The following is a 24,789-nucleotide window of genomic DNA, read 5'->3' as shown; positions in this document are numbered from 1 at the left end:
AGAACTACATGGCATCCATTCCGCTGAGCTGGAATGACCCGATGTTTAACAGCGTCGCTAGTATCAATGGCGCTTCGGTTGCACAGGGCGGGACGCTTTCGAACAAGAGTATCAGCGACATGTCCAGCGGCGACGCGTCCGTCGGCGGCACGGGCTCGTTCAACCTCGACACCGTCCGCATTGATTCAAGAGAAGGCGTGCGCGTCGCGAGCGGCGGCGACTTCAGCATCAACAATTCGTATATCGAAACGACCGGACTGGCGGGCGATCACGCGGATGGTATTCAGGCCTATGCCCCGGGCGAGAACGGAAATATCACCATCACCAATTCGGCGATCGTGTCCCACAATAACGCGAATGCAACCGCGGGAGTGTGGATTGCGGATAACTATGGTGGGTCGCTCACTCTGAACAATGTGATGTTCGAAGGCGGTCCGTATGGACTGCGTGTTGCCGCCGATAAACAAGACATCACGGTGGCCCTCAAGGACGTGTATTTTGTTGGGCCCTTTGGTGGTGGCCCGCTGCTCTTTCAGGCGGTCAATGCGCCCATACACATCACTCAGTGGGAAAACGTACGCTACGCATCGATCGTGAATGGTCAACTCGTTCCGGGCGATCTCATCCCGCCGCCATTTCCGGTAGAAGGCGGAGCTCCGAGCACGCCTCCGAGCACGCCACTGGACGCGCCGGTGATCGCTTCGTACTCGGACGACACAGGAAAAGCCGGCGACGGTATTACCAGCGACAACACGCTTCAGTTGAAGGGGACCGCTGCGGCAAATAGCACCATCAAGATCTTCGACGGCACGAAGCAGATCGGTACGACCACCGCGAATGCGAGCGGAAGTTGGGAATATATTACGTCGGTGCTGACCAACGCCCAGCATGTGCTGAAGGCAACGGCCACCAATGCTGCCGGTCAGACCAGCGCCGCTTCTGCCGCGCTTACAGTGACGGTCGACAATATTGCTCCGACTGCCCCGGTGGTGAAGAGCGATTCGGTGGTCGACACGAACAAGGTGCTGTTGTCCGGCACCGCCGAGGCGGGCAGCACGATCAAGGTCTATGAGGGGACGAACCTGGTCGGTACCGGCACGACGGCCGCGAATGGTACGTGGAGCATCACTACTAACGCCATGTCGGCCGGATCTCATACGCTGACGACCACGGCGACAGACGTTGCCGGCAATGTCAGTGCTGCCTCGCAGGTAGTCGATCCGGTGGTCGGTGGCCCGACGACGACGCCGCCGACGCAGCCTTCTGGGACGCCCAAGATCGTTTCCTTCTCGAACGATAGTGGGAAGGCCGGCGACAACATCACCAACGACAACACGCTGACGCTCAAAGGCACTGCCCAGGCCAACGCCTCGGTCAAGGTGTTCGACGGCAACACGCAGGTCGGGACGGTCAAGGCCGATGCCAGTGGCAACTGGAGCCTGACGACCGCAGCGCTGAAGGACGGTGCTCATAGCTTCACGGCTACGACCGCCAGCACCGATCCGGCGGCAAAGGCCGGCAGCGTGACATCAGCGGCGCTTGCCGTCACCATCGACACCACGGCGCCGACCGCGCCGGCGTTGAAGGCGAACTCTGTTGTCGATACTAACCACGTGCAATTGTCTGGAACGGCCGAGGCTGGCAGCACTGTCAAGGTCTATGACGGGTCGAATGTCGTCGGTACCGCCACGGCGGGGACGAACGGGAGCTGGAGCGTCACTACCAGCGCTCTGTCGAACGGCACTCACGACCTCACCGCGAAGGCAACGGACGTTGCGGGCAATGTCAGCGCCGCGTCGCAGCCCTTCCATTCGGTGATCGGTGGTGGATCGACCACACCGTCTGGATTGACTGGCCTTGTCGAGGTCGGCAACCATTATTTCCTCGGAGCGACCGGCCCCGAGCTGAAATATAGCGGCGCCGCTGTGACAGCCGGCCAATTCGATGATTGGATTCCAATCAGCTCAGTCAAGCTGGATGGCGGCGGCTACGATGTTGCGTGGAAAGACTCAAGTGGGCAGTTCACCTTCTGGACTACGGATAGTCAGGGCAACTTCCAGTCCTACCCGACCCACGGCGTTGCTCTTGCTGCCAACAGCACAACGGTCCAATCGTATGAGAATATTTTCCATCAGGATCTCAACGGGGATCACACCATCGGTGTTCCGGGCACGACCCCGACGACGCCAACGACCCCAACCACTCCAGCTTCAGCGGTGAATTTCAGTTCCCTCACCACGAACTCGAGCAATATAGTTACGATAAAAGGCACTGCTGATGCATTCAGCCAAGTCAAGATGTACGACGGCAAGGCGTATATCGGGACGACGAAAGCCGGTGCCGACGGTAACTGGAGCTTCACGAGCAAGTCTGCCGTATCCGACGCCGTGCACTCGTTCAAAGCGGTAGGGGTCGACAGTGCCGGTCACACGACGGCCAGTTCGGGTAGCGCGATCCTTGGCTCGACAGGCAGCAATACGCTGACGAGCACATCGGGCAACGACTTGTTCGTCGGCAAGGGTCATCCAGACACGTTCGTGTTCGCTGCGAATTTCGGTAAGGATGTCATCAAGGACTTCGCTGCTTCCGGGCCCTCGCACGATACGATCCAGTTCAGCAAGAGTGCGTTCAGTGACTTTGCCAGCGTTCTCAACCACGCTTCGCAGGTCGGGCAGGACGTGGTCATTGCGAACGGAGCTGACTCGCTCACGCTGAAGAACACCAAGCTTGGTGCACTGCAGAGCCACGACTTCCATTTCGCGTAAGCGAAAGGGCGCAATAAGTCGAAGAACATTCAGCGCCGTGGAGATTTAATCTCCACGGCGCACGTTAGGGGACACGTGCCATGACTAATCTTGGACGGCGGGGAGATGCCGCCGCGTCGGTAAATATTGAGGAGATGGAAGTATCGCGATGGGCGGTATTTATCGCTGCCTTGGGACTTCTGGCAGATCGGGCGCGATCATCGTCGCGAGAGCTCACCAGGTTGGGCGAGCGTTCGGTCGAGGTCGTGCGAGCGCGGCTGTTTGCCCGCCCGCCGCGTCCTGCCGACTTCTACGATGAGCCGCAATCCGAAATATCGGCATTCCTGAGTTCGTGCCGTCGGATATTCTGGAGCCTTGCCGCCTTCAGCGGCCTGAGCAATCTGCTGATGCTCACCGGCTCGTTCTTCATGCTTCAGGTTTATGACCGGGTGCTGCCCGGTCGCAGCATCCCGACGCTGGTTGCGTTGTTGGTGCTGGCGATGGTGCTTTATCTGTTCCAGAGCGGTCTCGACCTGGTCCGAAGCCGGATCAGTGTTCGGATCGGGCGTTACTTCGATGAAAGGCTCGGGCTTCGTGTGTTCGATGCAGTCGTGCGCCTGCCGCTCAAGACGCGCGGCGATGGCGACGGCCTGCAGCCATTGCGCGATCTCGATCAGGTCCGCAGCTTCTTGTCCGGAGGCGGGCCGACCGCACTCTTCGATCTGCCCTGGATGCCGATCTATCTTGGCATCTGCTTCCTGTTCCATTTCTGGATCGGCGTGACCGCGCTGTTGGGTGCGCTGGTGCTGGTCGGAGTCACAGTTCTGACGGAGACCCGCACGCGCGGTCCGGCGAGGGCCTTCTCGCGTCTCGGCGTTGCGCGCAACGCACTTGCCGCCGAGGGGCGGCGAAACGCCGAGGTCCTGCAGGCGATGGGGATGAGGCGGCAGGCGGCGCTGCGCTGGCAGGATGTCAACGGCAAGTATCTCTCTGCGCATGAGCAGGCGAGTGACGTTGCGAGCGGGCTCGGTGGGCTCTCGAAGTTCTTTCGCTCGTTTCTGCAGTCGCTTGTTCTTGCGGTCGGTGCAGTTCTCGTCATCAACCAGGAATCGACAGCCGGCATCATCATCGCCGGCTCGATCCTGACGGCGAGGGCGCTTGCGCCCGTGGAGGTGGCGATCGCGAACTGGAAGGGATTCGTTGGCGCCCGACAGTCGGCGCATCGGCTGGATCGCTTGCTGAAGCTCCTCCCCGACGAGGTTTCGCCGCTTGACCTGCCTGCGCCCAAAGATGCACTCGTCGTGGAGCAGCTCTATGTCGCGCCGCCGGATTCAGAGAAGCTGATCCTCTCCGATGTCTCGTTTCAGTTGAAAGGAGGCCAGGGCGTGGGAATTATCGGCCCCAGTGGGTCCGGTAAGTCGACGCTGGTTCGGGCCCTGGTCGGCGTCTGGCCGCGGCTGCGCGGCAAGATCAAGCTCGACAACGCGGCGCTGGAGCAATGGTCGCCCGATGCGCTCGGCAAGCACATCGGCTATCTGCCGCAAGACGTCGAGCTGTTCGAAGGCAGCATTGCCGTCAACATCGCGCGGTTCGACCTTCAGGCCACATCCCAGGGGGTGCTGGATGCCGCACAGGCAGCCGGCGCGCATGATCTCATCCTCTCGCTCCCGGATGGCTATGCCACCAAGGTCGGCGAGGGCGGAATGGCCCTATCCGCCGGTCAGCGGCAACGCATCGGGCTTGCCCGGGCACTCTACGGCAATCCCTTCCTGGTGGTGCTTGATGAGCCGACATCGAACGTCGATTCCGAAGGCGAAGAGGCGCTCACGGAAGCGATCCTGAACGTTCGCCGCCGGGGTGGCATTGTGGCGGTGGTTGCGCACCGGCCGAAGGCGCTCGAAGCGGTCGACCATGTCCTGGTGATCGGCGAAGGAAGGCTTCAGTCGTTCGGGCCGAAAGAGGAGGTGCTCAACAAGGTGCTGCGACCAGCAGCTCCGCTCCGGGTGGTGGCAGACGGGCAGGGAGGCGGACGATGGATCGCCAAGTAGTAACGCCGGCGCTGCACTCCATCCAGCGCTACATCATCGTCGGCATGTTCATGGTCGGCTTCGTCACCTTCGGCATCGGCGGCTGGGCTGCGACGTCGCAATTGTCGGGCGCCGTGATCGGCCAGGGCGTCGTCGTGGTGGATTCAAGCGTGAAGAAGGTCCAGCACGCGACCGGCGGCATTGTCGGCGAACTGCGCGTTCGCGACGGTGACCGCGTGAAAGCCGGAGATATTCTGATCCGCCTCGACGAGACGCAGACGCTTGCAAATGCAACGATCGTCACCAAGAGTTTCGACGAATTGCTCGCTCGCCAAGCGCGCCTCGAGGCCGAGCGCGACGGTGCCGATCAGATCGAATTTCCGCCGACGCTGCTTGAGCGGGCCAGAGACAGCAAGCTGGAGGCGGGGCGCGCGATCTCGGCGGAGCGCTCCTTGTTCGATTTGCGCCGACAGTCTCGGAGCGGCCAAAAGGCGCAGCTCAAGGAGCGCAAGGCCCAGCTTCAGGACGAGATCAAAGGTTATGCCGGTCAGGCTGAGGCCAAGCAGAAGGAGGTGGACTATATCCGCCAGGAACTCGAAGGCGTCAGGACGCTCTTCCAGAAGAACCTGGTGCCGATCACACGCCTGACTGCGCTCGAGCGCGACAGCGCGCGGCTGGAAGGTGAGCGTAGCCAGTTGAGCGGCATGATGGCGCAGGCAAAGGGGAAGATCGCCGAAATCGAGCTTCAGATTATCCAGATCGATCAGGACCTGCGAACCGAGGTTGGCAAGGATCTCATCGAAACGCGCTCCAAGCTTTCTGAGCTCACCGAGCGGAAGACCGCGGCCGTGGATCAGCTCAATCGCATCGATATTCGCGCGCCGCAGTCCGGCCGCGTTCACCAGCTTTCGGTTCACACCGTAGGAGGTGTGATCGCGCCCGGTGAGCAGATCATGCTCATCGTGCCCGATGCGGACGCCCTCGCGGTCGAAGTCAAGCTCGCACCGCGCGACATCGATCAGGTGTATGCCGGCCAGACTGCGACCATGCAATTTGCGGCGTTCAATCAGAAGACGACGCCGGAAGTCGACGGTGAGGTCAGTATGGTGTCGGCGGATCTGACGCAGGACCAGCGGACCGGCGCGAGCTATTACACGGCGCGCGTCCTGCTCAAGGCGGATGAGCTTGCAAGGCTCGGATCGGCCAAGGTGGTGCCGGGCATGCCGGTCGATGTCTTCATCAAGACGCCGGCGCGAACCGCGCTGTCGTACCTGGTCAAGCCATTGCGGGATCAGGCGGGGCGCGCATTCAAGGAACGCTGAGATTCGCGAACTGGCGGCGTGGTGGATCATCGACGATAACGTCGATGATCCACCCGCTCGCGCAGGCTCGGCCACCGATATCGATGCCGTTTGTCCAGCCGAACCGCGCTGGTCCGGCCATCGCGAGTGACGGCGCGCCGCGATTTATGCATATCAATTTTAAAATATAAACTTGAATGCGCCATTAATACATTTATTGTTTAATTTCTATTATAATGATTTTGAGGATTGTTCGGCTCAATGATCGATTGGTTGAGGGGTGAGGTTGTGTGGGACGGACGGGCCCTTTTGGTCCCCGCAGCCGTGCCGTCCGGTCAGGCCATTTGCAGAATACCTCGTGAGACGGTTCACGTGCTGCGATTGTATTCTGACGCGCTTGGTCGTGAGATAAGCCTTGAACGACGGAACATAGTGGAGAAGCTTGCTCCATTCCTCATGACGAAGCTGGCCGGGGCCAACCACGGCGAAGTCGTTGAGTTGTTCCCTTGGGAGGTCGATGACTAGAAGGCGATGCCGATCCGTCCGACCTCAGGGCCTCTCAAAAGGCAGTCATGAATTGAATTATACTTCCACGGACCCCACGACCTAGTTCGTGGTGGGACCTTGAAGCTCACGCCACGGAAGTCGTTCGGCGTTGCAAGATGAGTTCTCCGTCACGTTGATGACAGGCGAAACGGTTCTGGTCAGACGAAGCTCGCGAAGAAATCTGGACCAGAGATAATCCAGTACGGTCCAGAATACCGGTTGCTGCGTATACATCTCACCGCGAAAGACGACGAACGAGCGTTGCGCTCCTGCGGTAAGATGCCGAATGAGATTTGCGTTCGATCCATCGGGGGTTAGCTTAGCAACGTGCATTTCGCATGATGCTGTAGTGGCGCGGATGATCAGCGTTCCGGTCTCGTAGGTCGCGGCCACATTGAAGTGTTTGCGTTCAAGAAATTCAACAAGGTCTTCCTTCAGATGACCTTGATAGTCCGGCGGGAGCACGATCTTCCATCCGATGGCCAGCGCGAGCGCGGCGACGAGCGCCCCCTTAAATACGTTGGAAAAATTCACGCCTCACCCCTAGCAGGCAGCAGCCGACGATCAGGCCCAGGATAACCGCGTTAGTAACAGCAGCTCCCAATTCGCTATGGAATGTTTCGTAGTGCCATTGGCTTAAGCCCATGACGCCCATGCGCGTAACGTTCACCGCGATCACCGATACGCAGGCCAATAAGCACCAGAACAGATCGTAGGCCGATCTCTTATGGTCGACCCATCGGCTGATGGTAACCCAGCAGAGAAATGCAAGCGACATGTTGGCGAGCGAAGAACAACCCGGCAGGATGACCAGAACTCCCGAACCATCGGCGAATCCAACGACGTCCCCGGTCCGGGGAGTGTGCAACAACCAACCGACAAGCGCGGCATCAATCCGCAATATCAGATCGGCAAAGAACTGGAATAGCAGTCGGCTCCAGAGCACGGGTACGGTGGTCGCCACCAAGATGAAAGCGCCGCGGCGAGATGATGGGTCGTCGGTGAAGATGATGACGTACAAGCCTAGCGCCGTTACAGCGAGCCAGCTCAACGCGCCAATTGGCAGAATGACCAGAAGGGCAAATACAGCGCCTATGGCGAGCTCCAAACGGCGAATCCCAACCGTTCGATCTTGAAGAACGAGGTATACCCCCGCGGCGCACGATACCCAAACGAGTATGCTCACCTCGAAAGTCTCAAAGAAGGCCTCCGCCCACCCAAGCTTGTTTACCGATTGAAGGACGCGTGCTGCGAGGCCGCTTATGCAGCCAAGGGCAAAGAGTCCCGCGAAGAACTCACCGCGCGACTGTTCGCTCGCCAGTTGCGAAAGGCTTCGGCTCGAGATTGATTCATTTAAAATCGCCATCGCCAATTTAATAGCTTAACCGAATTATTTTAACTACCGTAAATCGGTTCGATGGCAGGGGTTTTTAATGGCCATTTGGATAGGTCGATACCGTTCGTTCGCGGATCGTGCTGTGCAGGCTTGAAGGAGGAGCGCGGGAGGATATCGAAATAACCGCGTGCCTGCGGGCCGTTGATCGGGCGCCGGCGCGCGCCGTTGTCGTAGCCGACCAAGACGTTATGGAACCGCGCCGGGCGCGATTCGCGAAGGATTAATCGGAGTTTATAATTAAATATTTAAAACAATTGATTAAATCTCGCTGGCGTCGTAGGGGTATTGGGACCGTTCGCCTGCGACCTCCGGCGACTGTGGGTAACGGAGAACGCGAGCTAAGCAGCAGGCCTCGCGCGGCGGTTCCCGTTGCGTCCTCGTTCGACGCGTGATGGTGATACAATGAAGTCCGCCAGGATTCGGCTGAACTAGGGGGGCTTTGGATGTCGCCAGACTTCAATTCCGGAATGTCCGAACAGCGAGTCGACGAATGGCTCGGGCTCATCCGCCATTTTCTGCAGATTCTCGCAGCGCGCAAGAAACGTCAGTTCTCCCGAAGGGTGTCGATCGGCGATCTCCTCACAGAGCGAGGGGATAACGCCGCCGCATACGGCTTCGGCGAGGGCACCACGATGTACGACAATGTGCTCGTGCTCGGAGACGTCCGGGTCGGCCGGCATACATGGATCGGACCCGGCTGCATTCTGGACGGTTCGGGCGGAGGCTTGCAGATCGGCGATTGGTGCTCGATATCGGCCGGCGTTCAAATCTATACACATCACACCGTCAATCGCTCTATCTCGCTCGGCGAGAAGCCGGTCGACTACGCTCCGACTAAGATCGGAAACGGTGTCTATATCGGTCCGAATTCCATCGTTCAGATGGGCGTGACCCTTGGCGACAAAGCCATCATCGGTGCGAATTCGTTCGTCAATCGGGATGTGCCGGCGGGCGCGAAAGTATTCGGGTGCCCGGCGCGCATGCGAGAGGCCGCGGAATCACCGGCTGGGGGCGCTGGCTGCGATCACGGCGCCAGCCCTTCTCGTGCTTCCGCCGGCTCTGCCGATTAGATCTCCCGACGGCGTAGCGCTTGCTCGAAATAGAGCGCCGCGCGGCCCAAGAACATGCCCACGCTGCCGCCTACCATCTTTTCAAAGGCGTCCACCAGTCGCGCATGGCGATCTATGGTCACGAGCTGCATGAGTTCAAAGAGTGCGGCGCTGCCAATGACGACGAGCCACACAAACATGACGTGGCGCGGATAGGCCAAGTGGAAGAGGAAGCCTACGGTCGCAAATGCGGCAATATGTTCCAGGCTGGTTGAGGCCGGGAGTGTTGGCCTCGCGCCGATTGGCGACACTGAGGCATAGGCAAGAAAGCACAGGAGTGCCCAGGCGACGACCGCGACGAGTTTCTGAGGCATGGGGGCGCTGGTTCTTAGAGGAAATCCCGGAGGCGAGCGATTTCGATGATCTGTTCGACGGACAATACGGCCGTCACGAGTTGCGTTTGCGGTTCAGTACGTATCTCGTAGAGAGGGCGTTGGTGTGCAGGCTTCGCCAGGAATGCCCGGATGCATGCGTCCAAAGAACCCTCAAGCAAAAGGTAAGGTTCGGGCCAGAGGGTTCTCTTTGCGCGCTCATTCCCAATTGAAGGCCATTTCCTCAGTGTCGCGGTTGCGCTGAAATCGACGGGCGCGCGCGGCAAGGATCCAATATATGCATCCGCCTCGCGCGTCCGTTGAGGCGACGGTGCGGTCGTTTGCGCCGCTCTAATCATGCGGGCAGTCGAAGCGGGACGGGCCGAAATCCATGCCCGAAGAGACGTGGAACGTCTTGGTCTCTCTTTCGCCGGCGATTTCGGTCGTCGAACCATCGCGCAGGGGCTTCGGAGGTTCGATCGAACTTGGCGGCATCATCTCTTTCCAGGCCGAAACCCTGGTCGTAACGTCATTGGGCAGATTGCGGATGCCACGCTGGGACACTGTCCTCTCCTACGATACTTTAGCTGCGCTGCACTATCTTCCAGGTCGGAACCCACTCAAATGTCATAGCCGCGCTTGCCTGGAGACGTGGTCGCCGGCCCCAAGCAAATTAAATATATTTAAATCGGCGTGATTTAAAAGAAAATAATTGGCTATGTGGCAGGCCGCCGGTGCAGGCCTGCAATCCGGAGGTGTGCCGTAGGCAAGCGGTCAGCATGCGAGGATGCTTACCGCATGGTGACGGTTGAGCGCGTCAATGTTTGACATACCGTACCGCTCGACATGCTGCAGGCTGCGGGCAGTCTTGTACGGCGGGACGATCGTGTTTCCGTTCTCGTAGTGGTGAATGCGAGGGCGCAACCGGACAGTTTGAGCGCCGCCTGGCTCCGCCTGTGCACCGGGAGTCGATCATAAGATCGAAGGAGATGGCCGGCTCAAGCGTCCGTGAGCGTCGGCGGGCCAGCATCTCGCTCGGGTAGAGAGATCAAAGAAGGCTGTGGAGCTTTGTTAACAGGGCCATCACATAGCAGTGTTCAGAGCGATGATTACGGGAATGCTAGAGGAAAAATGAAGGCGATGCTCGCACTAGTGTTTATTCTGAGGTGGGAATCCATTGGTGGTTGACCCGCGGTTCCGCCCTGACTAGGGTATCATATAGTTAAAACAGCTCATACTTCTCGAATTAAGTGAGCCGAAAATTCCATGCAGGGTCATGGGCCGAGATAGTTCTGGGCCTGGTGCAGCGGTATCCTGATCTTCGAGACCCTTCGGAGGAAACCATTTGTTTGGTGCCTTCGGAAGAAATCGCTTGAATGTGCGCTTCGCTCAATTGACCTCGCAGTGCAATCGGATATGAGCGGTTCGACTGTTAAGTGGCGATGCGATCGAAACAACGTTGTTGCGGCGCTCTGCCGTGGAGCGCCGATGATGTCCAATAGCGATCAAGGAAGCGGGCTCGGATCGCGATGATCCTGGTAGCGGAAGGTTGGTTTAACGCGACACGACCGGCGAACGAGGTCAAATTGATACGCGGTTACCGCTATGAAAATCAGGTTGCACCGCATCTAACACGAACGGCTAGCTTGCGCGGATAATGACTAACATTCTACCTGGAGCAAGGGCGTTAGCGACCCTTTCGGTGTTTCGCCCTCTCGTTTCTGACTGTGGGTATTTATGATAATTGTGATGCCGCTCGGGCCGAGTCTTCGGCTATGTCGGGTGGCGGATCCGGCCGCTAGCTGCCGGCCCGAGCGCGTTTAGGCGGGAAGATGAAGAAGCACTCTCACGAGGAGATATTGTTGAAGCTCGTTCGAGCAGACGAGCTTGCGCGAGCGGGCAATTCCCAAGTGGAGATTTGCAAGGCGCTCGGGGTAAGCGTGATGACGCTTCATCGTTGGCGGAAACTGCCTCTGCGCAGGACTGATGCGGTCGTTCCGTCCGATCCTGCGGGTGAAGGGAAGGTGCCGGCCAACTCGCCAACGATTGATGAAATGCGCCGTGTGCTGGAGGAACTCACGCTCGAGAACCAGCGGCTGCGGAAGATCGTCACGGATCTCCTGCTGGAGAAGATGCGGCTCGAAGAAGCTTCGGCCGAGGCCTTTCCCGTAAGCCAGGCGCGCAAGGCCTGATCAATCCTTGTTGAGCCCTCGTGACCGCAGCTAGCTGATCTTCCACTGGGGCGACAATCGCAAACACCATGGCGGGGCTTCCGGCACCCAAAGAGCTTGCCGGCACGGCTGAGCGTTGTTGCGGGGACGGGCGTTGGATGTTGCGACGATCCGAACGCTTGATTGACCGTGTACAAACTCGCTCCGAGCGGCCGGCATATATGTCGCGGACGCTTTTCGTAGACATCGCGCGCGATCGTCGGCTTCGGCGGGAGTGGTGGAAATCGCGCTAGTCCTCTCCAACCGCCCATTCTACTGCGTCTGCGAGCTGTTGGATCTCCTGATCCGCCGCGTCTCCGGGCATGAAGCTCGCGACCGATTGACCGCTTGTAAAGGAGCGGACGAATGCCGAGCGACTGGCGATGGGAGGCGCGACGATCTCACCGAACTCGTTCAACTCCTCGACCAGTTGTCGGCCCTCGAGGGTGCGGCGATCGAGACGGTTAGGAACCAGAATGACCTTAATCGCATCGCGCCGGCGCTCGCGTGCGGCATCGATGATGGCAAGCGTCTGTGCGGTCGCGTCGAGATCAAGTCCGGAGGGGGTGCAGGGGACCAGGATCAGGTTTGCCAGGGCGATCGACGCACCCATTTCGCGCGCGTTCGGAGCGGTGTCGATCACCACGAGACCGGCCTGGATATTTCGCACCTCCTGGGCCCAGGCGGATACGGTGGTGCCTTCCAGAGCCATTTCGTAAACGGGGAATTCCAGATTGCCCGGCTCGGCCCACTGCGAGGCGGAGCGCTGCGGATCGCTGTCGACCAGCGCGACGTCATGACCGCGGCGCGCCAGCTCGGCCGCGATACAGACCGCAATCGTGGTCTTGCCAACCCCGCCTTTTCGCTGGGTAACAGTAATGGTCCTCCGCATTGGTATGGGAGAGGTCATGCGGCGCCACACTAACGAATCTTCACATTTAAAAGCAAAATCAGCCGGTTACACTATCACTACCTAACGCATATCGACAATTGGCTTCCTCATTGCATCTCCCGGGATGTTCGATCATGGCCTGTCTGATGCTCACGCATACCTCATCTGCAGATTCCGTATGGTTGTAGTCGCGGATTGTGCCGAAATTACCCGAAAAAGCGCCCTTCGTGGGCGGACTCGGATCGCTGACCCGGCGATTAACAATGGCGTGACATTGAGCTCAAATCTGAGTTAATCGCGCGTGAATTTAATCCTTGACTTCGATTGTGCAGCGCGACTAACAATGGCTTAACAAACGGCGCGATGCACCTTAACATTGAACATGGTCGTGTCGGGTTAAGCTAGGCCTCTTCACTCTCGTTGTAGTTGTAGCACCTTCAACTTGCAGCACATTGGCGCTGACCGGCGTGTCAGCTGATCGGTGAAAAATCTTGGAATCTTGCCAGAGGGTACCATGGCCGTTACCTACTTGACGAAGACTGAGCTGGGTCAATTTCTCCACCACAGCGGCAACAACATCGAATCGAGTGTCAGATCGGCATTGATCGACTCGCTAGAGCAGAGCGGTGTGTTCAACGATGGGGGAGAGGATGGCACCAGGGGATGGTTTCAATCCGGACCATTTGCCGGTGGGCCGGTCGCTCCCACCATTCAGGTGCTGGACGTTAAAACCTCCACGACAGTCGACACGACGCCCAATCTGAAGGCGATCATCCTCGATGACGCCGGCGGCAAAACGCTTAACGTGACCGGTGCCGACAACGACGTATTCGTTGCAATGGGGAAGGGCTCCGACACGGTGCACCTGCACGATAGTGGCGATGATACGGTCTATGGCGGTGGCGGTAACGACCTGATCACCGGCGGACACGGCAACAGCTCGCTGTTTGGCGGTGCCGGCAACGACAGCATCTATGGCGGCACCGGCAACGACACGCTGGATGGCGGTAGCGGCAACGACTACCTGTTGGCTGGCACCGGTGCCCAGTCGCTGGTTGGCGGCGATGGCAACGATCTGATCAGGGATCTCACGTCCGGGCACAGCACGCTTTCGGGCGGCAGCGGCAATGACACCTTGGTCGGCGTGCAGGGCGATGTTTTCGAGGGTGGCAGCGGTAACGATCAGATCTGGCTCTATGGTGGCGCTGCGGGTGCGAACTCGACGCTGCAGGGCGGAGACGGCAACGATACCTTCCACATCCAGTCGCACTCCGGGAACGATACGATCATTGGTGGCAACGGCAACGATACCGTCGACTTTGCGGATCGTTCCTTCTTTGATGTCACCAAGATTGACGTTGATGCGAGCACGTCAACTTATACGCTCCACTTCAGTGACAACCAGACGGTTGCGGTCAGCGGAGTTGAAGATCTTCACTTCAACGACCAGGTCGTCACTCTGCCGAAACTCTAACTCGGCTGCTGAAGGTTATGCTGGTGAAGGCCCCGCTTCGGCGGGGCTTTTGCTTTTGTGATCAGAAGATGAGTCCAGGTGCGATTTACGCCTTTGTCAGGCCACATCGATCAGATGATGTCGTTTACACTTGATTTCGTATTGTTCTCACCCTCGTCCGATTGCGTCAGGAACCAGTCTTGTCCGCCAGTATGAAGCGCTTGCTCAATGCGGGCTCCGGCCCGGGACCTGCCCGCCGAATTGCTCGAATGGTTGGCGAGCAAGGTTGGGAGGAAGTGCGCTTCGACATCGATCCGGAAGTCAAGCCGGACGTTCTCGGCTCAATCCTTGATCTCGGCGGTTCCTTCGAGCCGCAATTATTCGATGCTGTCTGGTCGTCGCATGTGCTCGAGCATCTCTATGCGCACGAGGTCTTTCCAACGCTGCGTCAGTTCCATCGGGTCTTGAAACCCGACGGGTTTGCCTTGATCACAAGCCCGGATATCGAATCAGTCGCTCAATTCATTGTCGAGCGCGGGATTGCCGCCGTCGCCTACAATTCGCCGGCGGGTCCGATCAGACCGCTTGACATGCTCTACGGCCATTCGCGCGCCATCGAGGAGGGGCATGTCTATATGGCCCATCGTACCGGATTTACGGCCGAGCGCCTTGGCAACCTGCTGTTGATGGCGGGCTTTCCAACCGTGTCGATAACAACGGAGAACTTCGAGGTTTGCGCGCTCGCGCTGATGCCCGAGGCCGATAGCGAGGGCATCCAGAGGACTTTGTTAGAAACGGGCTTTAATTTTCAGGAAGCGTCGGCCTAGACGCTCATCACGGCGCCGGTTCGGCTGGCAGTGCAACCTGCAGTCGACGGCTGCGAGCGTTCGCTATCACGGTAAATGTTAGTGTTCCTGTCGTTTTTGTTGTATATATGTTAGTGGAAGAACAGCGCGCCGCTGGTCGCGCAGCGGTGCGTGCGTAAAAGATCGTAACAGACGCTCGTAACAGATACATGGACTGAGCTTTCATGATCATTCAAGCGGTCGCCGAGAATACTGATGCGGATCCTGTGCCTCCGTCGGCGCTCGAGTGTCTGATCATCGTCGCTCGACAGCACGGGCTGCATCTCACCTCAACGCAGCTCATCAAAGACAACCTTCTGACCGATCAGGAAGTGACGCCCGATCAACTCGTCCGCTGCGCGGAAAAGGCGGGCATGCGGGCGAAGCTCGTCAAGCTCGATTGGGACGGGCTTTCCCATTTGAAAAAGGCGCTCCCCGCCATCGTCCGCCTGCGCAACGGAAGCCATATGGTGCTGTTGCGGGTCGACGGGGATGCCAACAACACGCGCATCGTGTTGAGGGATCCGAATGCTGCGGAAGACGCGCTGCTCGTGATCGACCGGCCCCGCTTCGAGGACATCTGGTCCGGGGATGTTGTTCTGGTCAAGCGCAACTACGAGATCTCCGACGAATCGCAGCCGTTCAGTTTCGGTCTCGTGGCCGCGCTGATGTTCCGCGAGCGTCGGATGGTTCGGGACGTCGCAATCTCCGCGCTGATCCTCGGATTTCTTGGTTTGGCGCCGATCATGTTCTGGCGGCTGCTATCGGACAAGGTGATCTTCTACCAGGCATACAACACCTTCTATGTGCTGTGCCTCGCAATGCTGGTGATCATCGCTTTCGAGGCGACGTTCTCGTTCTTGAGGCAGTTTCTGGTTCATCGCCTGACGACCAGGCTTGACGTGAAGCTATCCACCTACGTCTTCGAAAGGGTTCTCAATCTTCCCATCGACTATTTCGAGCAGACTGCAGTCGGTCTGGTGGCCCGCGACATCCGCGAAGTGTTCCGCATTCGCACCTTCCTGATGGGGCAATTGTTCGGCACGATTCTGGATTCGACGACACTGATCTTCTTCCTACCTGTCATGTTCTTCTTCAGCCCGGTCATGACCTTGGTGGTCCTGGCGATGTCGGGATTGATCGTCGCATGGCTTATCTTGATGTTGCCGACTTACCGCAAGGCATCGGCCGCCGTCCTTGCAGCGGAAGGTGCGCAGGGCGCCTTCCTGGTTCAGACGCTCAACGGCATCCGGACGGTGAAGTCGCTCGCGCTCGATGCGAGGCAGCGCCATATGTGGGACGTGCTGGTCGCGCGCGTCTCCAGGGCCAGGCTTGCGGAAGGGATGACCGGAAACGCGATACAAGCGGTCGTGCGTCCGCTGGAGCGGTTGGCGGTAAGCGGTTCATATGCGCTCGGCGTTTATCTCGCGCTCGTCAGCAATGATCCCGTCGTCATCGGAGCGCTGTTCGCCTTTCTGATGCTGTCGCAGCGCGTGTCGGGTCCCCTCATGCAGATGGCACAACTTATCAATCAGTACGACGAAGCGCGAAGCGCGGTCGCCACCGTCGGCAACCTGGTCAACCAGCCTGCTGAAGAGGGGCGTTCCGGACATGGCGTCCGCTCGCCGCTTGTCGGCAGAGTGGAGTTTTCCGGCGTCACCTTCAAATACAAGGGCGCGGTCTCACCGACGCTGAACCGCATCTCCTTCGAAATTCCACAGGGAACCACGCTTGGCGTGATGGGCAAGAGCGGCTCCGGTAAGACGACGCTCACGCGTTTGCTGCAGCGGCTGCATTCGGACTATGACGGATTGATCAAGATCGACGGCATCGACGTTCGCGAATACGACGTCGACCATCTGCGCCGGAACGTCGGCGTCGTGCTGCAGGAGAACTTCCTGTTCAGCGGCACGATCCGGGAAAACATCTCCGCGGCCAAGCCGGACGCGACTTTCGATGACATCGTCAAGGCCGCGAGACTAGCGGGCGCTGAGGAATTCATCGACAAGCTCCCCCGTGGCTACGAAACCCAAATCTATGAAGGTTCGCCCAATCTGTCAGGAGGGCAGCGGCAGCGGCTTGCGATCGCGCGCGCGCTGATCGTCAATCCGCCGATCCTGATTCTTGACGAAGCGACCAGCGCGCTCGATGCCGACAGTGAGGCGATCGTGAACGCCAATATCTCGCGGATCGCGCATGGCCGGACGCTGATCATCATCTCGCACCGGCTGTCGTCGCTGACATCGGCCGACGCCATCCTGGTGCTCAATCGCGGCGTGGTCGACGACATCGGCCGCCACGAGGAGCTGTTGGAGCGCAACGACATCTACAGTTCGCTTTGGTACCAGCAGAATACGCATTTGGTGCCCGCGAACCGGAACGATAGACCGAACTTCCGGAGCCCGACCCTTGTCTCCTAATCAAGCGTCGCTTGCCACCGTTCGCCAATTCCAATCGGAGACCGACGCGATCCGGGAGGAGGCGGAGCCGCTCGTTGCCCGAGCCACCCTGTTTGTACTTTCGGCGTTCATGGTTGCGATCGTCGCGATTCTGTGCCTGACACGGATCGATCGCGTCATCACCAGCATTAGCGGCAAGATTGTGCCGGCCGGGCAGGTCAGCGTTTTGCAGGCGCTCGATCCCTCGATCATCAAGACGATCGACGTGCGGGAAGGCGAGCAGGTGCAGCCGGGACAATTGCTCGCGACGCTCGATGCGACCTTTACGTCGGCGGATTTGACCCAGGCGAAATTGCAGATCGCGAGCCTCGAGACGCAAGTGGCGCGCGACGAGGCCGAGCTGAAGCAGCAGCCGCTGGTGTTCCCCGACAAGTCGGACCCCGACTACCAGAAGTACGCGGCGCTGCAGAAGGCGCTCTATGATCAGCGGATGGCGCAATACACCGCCCAACTCAACAGTTTTGAATCGAAGATCAAGCAGACGCAGGCGACGATCGAAAAGCTTCGCGGCGACGATGCCAGGTATCGGCAGCGCGACGAGGTTCTGCAGAAGATCGAAACGATGCGTACGACGCTTGCCGAGCACGGTACCGGCTCGCAGCTCAACATGTACATCTCCCAGGACACCCGGCTGGAATTGCTGCGGACGTTGGAGAATACCCATAACAGCTTGATCGAGGCGCAAAATACGCTGGGATCGCTGATCGCCGATCGTGACGCCTTCAAGCAGCAGTGGTTCGCGCAATTGAGCCAGGATCTGGTCACGACGCGCAACAAGCTCGACGACGCGAGATCGGCTTATGACAAGGCGGAGAAGCACCAGGATCTCGTCCGCTGGACCGCCGCCGAACCCTCCGTGGTGCTGACCATGGCAAGGCTTTCGGTCGGCTCGGTCCTCAAGCCAGGCGATCCCTTCATCACACTCATGCCGGTCGATACCAAGCTCGAAGCGGAAATCAGGATATCGTCGCGGGATATCGGGTTCATCCGGGCTGGCGATCCCTGCACCATGAAGATCGACGCCTTCAATGCCGCGGAGCATGGCACGGCTGAAGGCAAAGTGCGCTGGATCAGCGAAGGCGCGTTTACGACGGATGAGGATGGAAAGCCGCTCGAATATGCTTACTACAAGGCGCGTTGTTCGGTGGACTCGTCCAATTTCAAGGACGTGCCGCATAATTTCCGCCTGATCCCCGGAATGACGCTTGCGGGCGATATCAATGTCGGCACCCGATCGGTCGGAATGTATCTGCTCGGCGGGATGCTCAAGGGCATTCGAGAGGCCATGCGCGAGCCATGACACTGTCGGCGCGATCGCTCTTTCAGTGGATTCGACCGCCTTCCGCGTTCTCCCAGGAAGGGCCGTTTGAGCGCGGAAAGGCTGCACACGAGAGCGGTCAGTATTTGGAGGCGCTCAAGCTCTGGAAGCTCGCGGCGCAAGCCGGTGAGGCCGAGGCGAGCTATCGGATCGGAATGCTTTATGCGAGGGGCGAGGGGGTCGTGAGAAGCGTCCCGGATGCTGCGATCTGGTACGAGCGTGCGGCTCAACTCGGCAACATCGATGCACAATTTCAGCTCGGCCTGATCTTTCTTTACGGGGCGAATCCGGTGCTCGGTCCTTATCGGCATGAGACATGGTACCAGTCGTCCGCCGCTCGGTTGGGGGACGAAGCGGCAAACGTGCAAGATCTGATCTTCCCGCACGGAACAAGCGTAGCGAAGGATGTCGACACCGCTTTTCGCTGGATATCGGCTGCGGCGGAAGGCGGGAAAGCCGAGGCGCAGACGGTCCTTGGCAACATGTACAGCGAAGGGCTGGGTTGCACGAAAGACTTCCAGATGGCGCTCGGATGGTTCCAGGCCGCGGCGGAGCAGAAGTGTGCGCCGGCCGAATTCGCGCTTGGCGATGTCTACTATCAGGGCCGGGGCGTCCCCGTCGATTTCGAGCAGGCCGCGATCTGGTATCGCAGGGCCGCCGATCAGGATCATGTGAGGGCGCAGGTTGCGCTTGCCTTCATGAACCTGAAGGGAGCGGGGATGCCCGAGGCTCCCGCCGAAGCGGCGCGCCTGTTCCAGAGCGCGGCAAAGCATGACGATGCGATCGCGCTCTACAACATCGGTCTGTTGCGCTTGAACGGCAAGGGCGTCACCAAAGATCTCGATCTGGCCGAAACCGCGTTACGCAAGGCGGCGCGCAAGGACTACCTTCCGGCGATCCAGGCGTTGGCGGAGTTCTATTCACACGGCGCAGGGGCCGAGCCGGATCTGCGGGAAGCGGCCACTTGGTACGAGAAGGCCGCCGAGCGAGGCGACGTGCAGGCGCAATTCTTCATCGGGCGCTTCTATGCGACCGGAACCGGCGTCTCCCCGAACATTCGTCAAGCCGCAAAGTGGTTCGAGCGTGCGGCCGAGAACGGCCACGCCACCGCCGCGTTCAACGTCGCGATCTTCTATCTCAACGGCTCCGGCGTCGAACGTAATGTGGAAACCGCGATCAAGTGGTTTGAGCGCGCTTCGGAGGGCGGCATCAGCGCCGCGCAGGTGCAGCTTGGCAGGCTCTACTCCGCAGGCAACGGCGTTCCGCGCGATCAAAAGCTCGCGGGAGAATGGCTCAGCAAGGCCGCTGTTGGCGGGGATCCTGACGCCAAGACCGCCTATGCGCTGTTCCTCTTGCATCACGATGGCTCGGCGGACCGACTTGCGCAGGTGCAGTCATTGTTGACCGAAGCTGCTGAAGCCGGCTACGCGCCCGCGGCCTTCCAGCTCGGCGCGATGCAAATGGGCAAGTTCGGTGGGGTTGCGGATGTTCGAGGCGCTATCCCATGGTTTACGCGCGCGGCCAAAGCAGGCCATGTCGAAGCCCAATACACCCTTGCGCTACTATTTGCCGACCCGAACAGCGGCGTGAATGATGCACGAGCATCAGCGACCTGGATGACCGCGGCCGCGCGCGCAGGCAATGCGGCCGCGCAGTTCCTGCTTGCCGTCATGTATTGCACCGGCAATGGCGTTGCCCAGGATGTTGCTCAGGGTGTGACCTGGTACGAATCCGCCGCGCAGCAGGGACACACGGTTGCGCAGTACAACCTCGCTGTGATGCTCGGAAGAGGGCAGGGCCGCGAAGCGGATCCGAAGAAGGCGGCCGAATGGTTTCAGAAAGCCGCGGAGCAGGGAATGGCGGAAGCGCAGCTAGCGGTGGGAGACGCGCTGATGTCGGGCGCCGGCGTTGCACAGGATAGGGACATGGCGGTGCATTGGTATCAACAGGCGGCGCGACAGAACAATGAAGGCGCAGTGCGCCGCCTGAGGGCGATCGGCCTGACGTTGGTGGACACTGAGCGATGAAGAAGGATGTTGTTCGTTCTGGAGCGGAAAGATGCAAAAGGAGGCAAGCAACAACAACAATTCGGGCACAACTGAAGCTTGCTTTCATATCGAAGACAGAAAGAGTGCGCTAATCTCGCGCTTGCGACGTAAAGTGCTCAACGCTGAAGTGAATGTGTGACGATGGCTGATTTTCTTTCGAAACTCGCGCGCGACGCCGGCCAAAAGGAGCCTCGGATGAGGCGCGGTGCGATCGCAAGGGCTCAACTCAAGGGAGAGACAAGCGTCGCAAAGATAAACGGCGCGGCTGCCAAGGAGCCCGTGAGCAAGCAACCAGAGCTTCCGCCTTCGCCCGATCCGGCTGCACCAGCCGTCGATCTCACGGATGCTGCGCGAACGCTCAAGGGGCTTGGGCTGTTCGATGAAAACTTTTATGCGACGAGCTACCCGGACGTGATCGCCGTCGGCGCCGATCCGTTCGAGCACTTCTTCCTCTATGGCTACAAGGAAGGCCGCAAGCCCAATCCGATCTTCGATCCGATCTGGTACGTCACGACCTATCCCGATGTGAAGGACGTGGATGTGCAGCCGCTACTGCACTATGCATCGATCGGCGAGCCCGAAGGGAGGCGGCCGAGCCCGTATTTCCAGCCTGCCTGGTATCGCGAGAAGTACGGCATACCGGAGAAGGAGAGTCCGCTCGCGCACTATCTGAAAAACCGGATCGGTCCGTTCAGCCCGATTCCGGAATTCGATGCGCACTACTATCTGCAGACCTATCAGGACGTCGCGACCGCCGGCGTCGATCCGTTCGAACACTTCATCTTCCACGGTTACAAGGAAGGACGAAACCCGTCGGCGGAGTTCGATACAAAATTTTACATCCAGCGCTACTTCAAGGGGAAGACCGACCAGAATCCGCTGCTGCACTATCTGGAGCATCGGCACGAGGACGGCATCTATCCGTCGCCGCCGGAAAACGAAGCCACTATCCCGGCCGAGATCAAGCGCTTCACCAAGCCGAGCGCGCAGTTCGAGGAACTGCGTCCCTTGCCCGCAAGTGCCAAGCCGCGTGCAAAGGTCCTGGCCTATTACCTGACCCAGTTTCACGCCTTCCCTGAGAACGACAAATGGTGGGGCACCGGCTTCACCGAATGGACCAACATCGCGCGCGGCGTGCCGCGGTTCAAGGATCACTATCAGCCGCGGATCCCGCGCGATCTCGGCTTCTACTCGCTCGGCGACATCGAAACCATGCGCAAGCAGGCGAGGCTCGCCCAGGCGGCGGGTGTCTACGGCTTTGTGTATTACTATTACTGGTTCAACGGCAAGCGTCTGCTGGAGAGGCCGCTCGAGCAGTTCTTGAAGGCGCGCGACATCAACATGCCGTTCTGCCTGATGTGGGCGAACGAGAACTGGACGCGGCGCTGGGACGGTATGGAAGGCGAGGTCCTGATCTCGCAGGACTATCTCGCCGACGACGACGAGCGCTTGTTGTCGGACTTCAACCGGCACTTCAAGGACAAGCGTTACATCCGCATCCAGGGCCGGCCGCTCCTGATGATCTATCGTCCGCGCCTCATTCCGGACACCGCCAAGGTGATTGCGCGCTGGCGCTCCATTTTCGCGAAGAAGTTCAACGAAGATCCGATCATCATCATGAGCCAGAGCTTTGATGATTACGATCCTGCTCCGAACGGCATGGATGGCGCGATCGAGTTTCCGCCGCATAAGCTCACCAAATATGTCCCGCTGGTCAACTCCGAAGCCAAGATCCTGGACGATACCTACTCAGGCCAGATCTACAGCTACGACGACGTCGCCAAATATTCCATCGAGGAGCCGCGCCCGAATTTTCCGCTGATCAAGACGGTCGTCCCGAGCTGGGACAATGACGCGCGCCGCCAGGGCACGGGTCTGGTGGTCCAGGGCTCGACGCCGCAGAAATACGAGGCGTGGCTGGCGACTCTGGTCGAGCAGGCGCAAAAGCACACGTTTTTCGGAGATGCGTTCGTCTGCGTCAATGCCTGGAACGAGTGGTGCGAAGGTGCCTATCTCGAGCCGGACCTGCATTTCGGATCGGCGTACCTGAACGCCACCGCGCGTGCTGCCACCGGCCTGACGCGCGACCTTTCGCTGCCAAAGATTCTGCTGATCGGGCACGATGCATTCCCGAGCGGCGCGCAGCATTTGTTGCTCAATATCGGCAGGACGTTGCGGAGCGCCTTCAACATTGAGGTCGAGTATCTATTGCTGCAGGGCGGCGCGATGGAGGCCGAATACGCGTCGGTTGCTCCACTCACCGTTCTCAAGCAGGCCTCTGAAATCCCGGCGACCTTGCGGCACTTCCGGGAGAAGGGGTTCACGGCCGCGATCGCCAACACTTCGGCGAGCGGGCGCGCCACCAAGTTCCTCGCCGAGATGGGTTTTCGTACCATTTCGCTGGTGCACGAACTGCCGCGGATCCTTCGCGAGAAGAATCTCGAGGACGTTGCACGGATGGCGATCGGCAACGCACAGCACGTCGTGTTCGCCTCCGAATTCGTCCGCGACAGGCTGGTGGAAGCGCTCAAGCTCGACGCCGGTGACGGGCGATTCATGATCCGCGCGCAAGGCAGCTACAAGCAGATCGAGCCGGCGCCGGCGGAAGCCGTCTTGGTTCGCAAGGAGCTTGGCATCGCCCCCACCGACAAGATGGTGCTTGGGGTCGGCTATGCCGACCTGCGCAAAGGGTTCGATTTGTTCCTGCAGGTTTGGAACTTGGTTCGGCAACAGCATCCGAACGTCCATTTCTGCTGGGCTGGCGGCATCGATCCCGGCCTGCAGGAATGGTTGGGGCCTGAAATCAAGCGCGCCGAGGCCACCGGCCGTTTCCATCTCGCCGGCTTTCGTTCCGACATGCAGGCGCTCTATTCCGCTTCCGATATCTACGCCCTGACCTCGCGCGAGGATCCATTCCCGACGGTGGCGCTGGAGGCGCTCAGCGTTGGCGTGCCCGTGGTTGCCTTTCAGGACTCCGGCGGCATCCCCGGCTTCCTTCTCAAGGAGAATGTCGGCCGCGTCGTGGCGTATTGCGACGTGCCGGCGATGGCGCAAGCCGTAGAGAACTTCCTGCGTCGGCCGCCATCTGAGCCCGAGCGCAACCGCATGACCGAGATCATCCAGACCAAATTCGCGTTCGCAGACTATGTCCGCGATCTGCTCCGGCTTGCGGTTCCTTCGCTGCCGACCATCTCGGTCGCGGTTCCCAACTACAATTACGCGCATTGTCTTCCGGAGCGGCTCTACACTATCTTCGACCAGAACCATCCGGTCGAGGAGATCATCGTGCTGGACGACTGCTCCTCCGACGACAGCATCTCCGTCATCATGAAGCTCGCCGACGAGCGCCAGCGCGATCTCACACTCGTCATCAACGAGCAGAATTCCGGTTCCGTGTTCGCGCAATGGGCCAAAGCGGCGGAGATGGCGAGGGGCGAGTTCCTCTGGATCGCCGAAGCCGACGATCTCTCCGAGCCCACCTTCCTCTCAAGCCTGCTCGCATTGATGAATGGTGATCCCGACATCGCGTTCGGTTTCAGCGACTCGAAATCCATCGATGCCGACGGCTCCCATCTCTATGCGAGCTACAAACCGTATTACGCCACCATTGAGCCCGGCGCATTGTCGCGGACCGAGGTGTTTGACGGCCGCGATTTCGTGACCCGCTACCTCGGTGTCAAGAACACCATCCTGAACGTCAGTTCGGTACTGTGGCGCCGCGAGGCGTTGTTGCGCGCGCTCGAAGCCTGCCGCGGTGACCTTCGCGACCTTCGCATGGCCGGCGACTGGCGCATCTATCTGGAGGCGCTCGGCACGCGAGGCGCCAAGGTCGCTTACGTCGCCGATCCTCTCAACATCCACCGTCGCCACGCCGCAAGCGTCACGCATTCGCTGAAGGCGCAGAAACATATCGCGGAGATCGATAGCATGCACCGTATCGCCCGCGAGCGGTTTGGTTTCGCGGACCGCGAAACCAAATCGCAGGCCGCCTATCTGGAAGAGGTGACTACGCAACTGCTCGGCGCGCCGCTGGAAGCGGAGAAGCCGAAGCGGGCCACGGAAAAGCTGCCCGCCAAGGTAAGTGCCAAGGCGTAAGGATCTGGGAATAACGAGTAGAGGTTGGGGTTATC

General features: G+C 59.6%; 17 protein-coding genes. 11 read left to right on the top strand and 6 right to left on the bottom strand.

From position 1 onward, the window contains the following. Positions 1-8 precede the first annotated feature (8 nt). From ACZIRK_RS01580 to ACZIRK_RS01570, 3 genes are all read left to right on the top strand, one after another. Positions 9-2,765 carry an Ig-like domain-containing protein gene (locus tag ACZIRK_RS01580; RefSeq protein ID WP_463326818.1) on the top strand — a complete coding sequence of 919 codons (2,757 nt, stop codon included), beginning with the start codon at positions 9-11 and terminating at the stop codon, positions 2,763-2,765. A gap of 80 nt (positions 2,766-2,845) precedes the next feature. Then, positions 2,846-4,792, top strand: a complete 1,947-nt coding sequence (locus ACZIRK_RS01575) for a type I secretion system permease/ATPase (RefSeq protein WP_474417434.1) — start codon at positions 2,846-2,848, stop codon at positions 4,790-4,792. Further along, positions 4,777-6,093, top strand: coding sequence for an HlyD family type I secretion periplasmic adaptor subunit (locus ACZIRK_RS01570; protein ID WP_028166712.1), 1,317 nt, complete (start codon positions 4,777-4,779; stop codon positions 6,091-6,093). Before ACZIRK_RS01575 ends, ACZIRK_RS01570 begins: the two co-directional genes overlap by 16 nt. Positions 6,094-6,678: 585 nt before the next feature. Here ACZIRK_RS01570 and ACZIRK_RS01565 read toward each other — a convergent pair. Genes ACZIRK_RS01565 through ACZIRK_RS01555 form a run of 3 tightly spaced genes read right to left on the bottom strand, consistent with a single transcriptional unit; the run spans position 6,679 to position 8,196 of the window. After that, positions 6,679-7,152, bottom strand: coding sequence for a hypothetical protein (locus ACZIRK_RS01565; protein ID WP_463326816.1), 474 nt, complete (start codon positions 7,150-7,152; stop codon positions 6,679-6,681). Further along, entirely contained in the window at positions 7,130-7,990 is an 861-nt protein-coding gene (locus ACZIRK_RS01560) for a hypothetical protein (RefSeq protein WP_463326815.1), read from the bottom strand. The genes ACZIRK_RS01565 and ACZIRK_RS01560 overlap by 23 nt, the downstream gene beginning before the upstream one ends. Before the next feature lie 23 nt (positions 7,991-8,013). Further along, positions 8,014-8,196, bottom strand: coding sequence for a hypothetical protein (locus ACZIRK_RS01555; protein WP_463326814.1), 183 nt, complete (start codon positions 8,194-8,196; stop codon positions 8,014-8,016). Between the two features lie 285 nt (positions 8,197-8,481). Here ACZIRK_RS01555 and ACZIRK_RS01550 point away from each other — a divergent pair, with 285 nt between their 5' ends. Beyond that, a complete protein-coding gene (locus ACZIRK_RS01550; RefSeq protein WP_463326813.1) occupies positions 8,482-9,084 on the top strand; it encodes an acyltransferase in 603 nt (200 codons plus the stop codon). On the opposite strand, the gene ACZIRK_RS01545 is transcribed toward ACZIRK_RS01550, so the two are convergent. Together ACZIRK_RS01545 and ACZIRK_RS01540 are read right to left on the bottom strand one after the other, a co-directional pair. Then, entirely contained in the window at positions 9,081-9,437 is a 357-nt protein-coding gene (locus ACZIRK_RS01545) for a VanZ family protein (protein WP_463326812.1), read from the bottom strand. The two genes, ACZIRK_RS01550 and ACZIRK_RS01545, sit on opposite strands and share 4 nt — an antisense overlap. Before the next feature lie 348 nt (positions 9,438-9,785). Further along, positions 9,786-9,998 (bottom strand): hypothetical protein, encoded by a 213-nt coding sequence (locus ACZIRK_RS01540; RefSeq protein WP_463326811.1) that lies wholly within the window; start codon positions 9,996-9,998, stop codon positions 9,786-9,788. A 1,268-nt stretch (positions 9,999-11,266) separates the two neighbouring features. Between ACZIRK_RS01540 and ACZIRK_RS01535 the strand changes: the two genes are divergently transcribed. Beyond that, the gene (locus ACZIRK_RS01535; RefSeq protein WP_208820560.1) at positions 11,267-11,626 is read left to right on the top strand and encodes a helix-turn-helix domain-containing protein; all 360 of its coding nucleotides are present in this window, start codon (positions 11,267-11,269) and stop codon (positions 11,624-11,626) included. Between the two features lie 268 nt (positions 11,627-11,894). Here the strand turns inward: ACZIRK_RS01535 and ACZIRK_RS01530 are convergent, their stop codons facing one another. Then, positions 11,895-12,536 carry a nucleotide-binding protein gene (locus tag ACZIRK_RS01530; RefSeq protein WP_028166707.1) on the bottom strand — a complete coding sequence of 214 codons (642 nt, stop codon included), beginning with the start codon at positions 12,534-12,536 and terminating at the stop codon, positions 11,895-11,897. Positions 12,537-13,050: 514 nt separating this feature from the next. Here ACZIRK_RS01530 and ACZIRK_RS01525 point away from each other — a divergent pair. From ACZIRK_RS01525 to ACZIRK_RS01500, 6 genes are all read left to right on the top strand, one after another. Then, positions 13,051-14,010, top strand: a complete 960-nt coding sequence (locus tag ACZIRK_RS01525; RefSeq protein ID WP_130225304.1) for a calcium-binding protein — start codon at positions 13,051-13,053, stop codon at positions 14,008-14,010. A gap of 191 nt (positions 14,011-14,201) precedes the next feature. Continuing rightward, positions 14,202-14,816 (top strand): class I SAM-dependent methyltransferase, encoded by a 615-nt coding sequence (locus ACZIRK_RS01520; protein ID WP_130225337.1) that lies wholly within the window; start codon positions 14,202-14,204, stop codon positions 14,814-14,816. 203 nt (positions 14,817-15,019) lie between these two features. After that, positions 15,020-17,254, top strand: coding sequence for a peptidase domain-containing ABC transporter (locus ACZIRK_RS01515; protein ID WP_028166704.1), 2,235 nt, complete (start codon positions 15,020-15,022; stop codon positions 17,252-17,254). After that, a complete protein-coding gene (locus tag ACZIRK_RS01510; protein ID WP_028166703.1) occupies positions 17,244-18,593 on the top strand; it encodes an HlyD family type I secretion periplasmic adaptor subunit in 1,350 nt (449 codons plus the stop codon). The genes ACZIRK_RS01515 and ACZIRK_RS01510 overlap by 11 nt, the downstream gene beginning before the upstream one ends. Continuing rightward, the gene (locus ACZIRK_RS01505) at positions 18,590-20,638 is read left to right on the top strand and encodes a tetratricopeptide repeat protein (protein WP_463326809.1); all 2,049 of its coding nucleotides are present in this window, start codon (positions 18,590-18,592) and stop codon (positions 20,636-20,638) included. The genes ACZIRK_RS01510 and ACZIRK_RS01505 overlap by 4 nt, the downstream gene beginning before the upstream one ends. Before the next feature lie 300 nt (positions 20,639-20,938). Then, positions 20,939-24,754 carry a glycoside hydrolase family 99-like domain-containing protein gene (locus ACZIRK_RS01500; RefSeq protein ID WP_245474661.1) on the top strand — a complete coding sequence of 1,272 codons (3,816 nt, stop codon included), beginning with the start codon at positions 20,939-20,941 and terminating at the stop codon, positions 24,752-24,754. Positions 24,755-24,789 lie beyond the last annotated feature (35 nt).

Source organism: Bradyrhizobium sp. Leo114, assembly GCF_055229415.2.
This window is presented reverse-complemented; position numbering and strand designations above follow the sequence as displayed.

Excerpts from the sequence above, each read along its gene's own strand:
- ACZIRK_RS01580 (WP_463326818.1), top strand. The coding sequence starts at position 9 with ATGGCATCCATTCCGCTGAGCTGGAATGACCCGATGTTTAACAGCGTC.
- ACZIRK_RS01575 (WP_474417434.1), top strand. The coding sequence starts at position 2,846 with ATGACTAATCTTGGACGGCGGGGAGATGCCGCCGCGTCGGTAAATATT.
- ACZIRK_RS01570 (WP_028166712.1), top strand. The coding sequence starts at position 4,777 with ATGGATCGCCAAGTAGTAACGCCGGCGCTGCACTCCATCCAGCGCTAC.
- ACZIRK_RS01550 (WP_463326813.1), top strand. The coding sequence starts at position 8,482 with ATGTCCGAACAGCGAGTCGACGAATGGCTCGGGCTCATCCGCCATTTT.
- ACZIRK_RS01545 (WP_463326812.1), bottom strand. The coding sequence starts at position 9,437 with ATGCCTCAGAAACTCGTCGCGGTCGTCGCCTGGGCACTCCTGTGCTTT.
- ACZIRK_RS01535 (WP_208820560.1), top strand. The coding sequence starts at position 11,267 with ATGAAGAAGCACTCTCACGAGGAGATATTGTTGAAGCTCGTTCGAGCA.
- ACZIRK_RS01530 (WP_028166707.1), bottom strand. The coding sequence starts at position 12,536 with ATGCGGAGGACCATTACTGTTACCCAGCGAAAAGGCGGGGTTGGCAAG.
- ACZIRK_RS01525 (WP_130225304.1), top strand. The coding sequence starts at position 13,051 with ATGGCCGTTACCTACTTGACGAAGACTGAGCTGGGTCAATTTCTCCAC.
- ACZIRK_RS01520 (WP_130225337.1), top strand. The coding sequence starts at position 14,202 with ATGAAGCGCTTGCTCAATGCGGGCTCCGGCCCGGGACCTGCCCGCCGA.
- ACZIRK_RS01515 (WP_028166704.1), top strand. The coding sequence starts at position 15,020 with ATGATCATTCAAGCGGTCGCCGAGAATACTGATGCGGATCCTGTGCCT.
- ACZIRK_RS01505 (WP_463326809.1), top strand. The coding sequence starts at position 18,590 with ATGACACTGTCGGCGCGATCGCTCTTTCAGTGGATTCGACCGCCTTCC.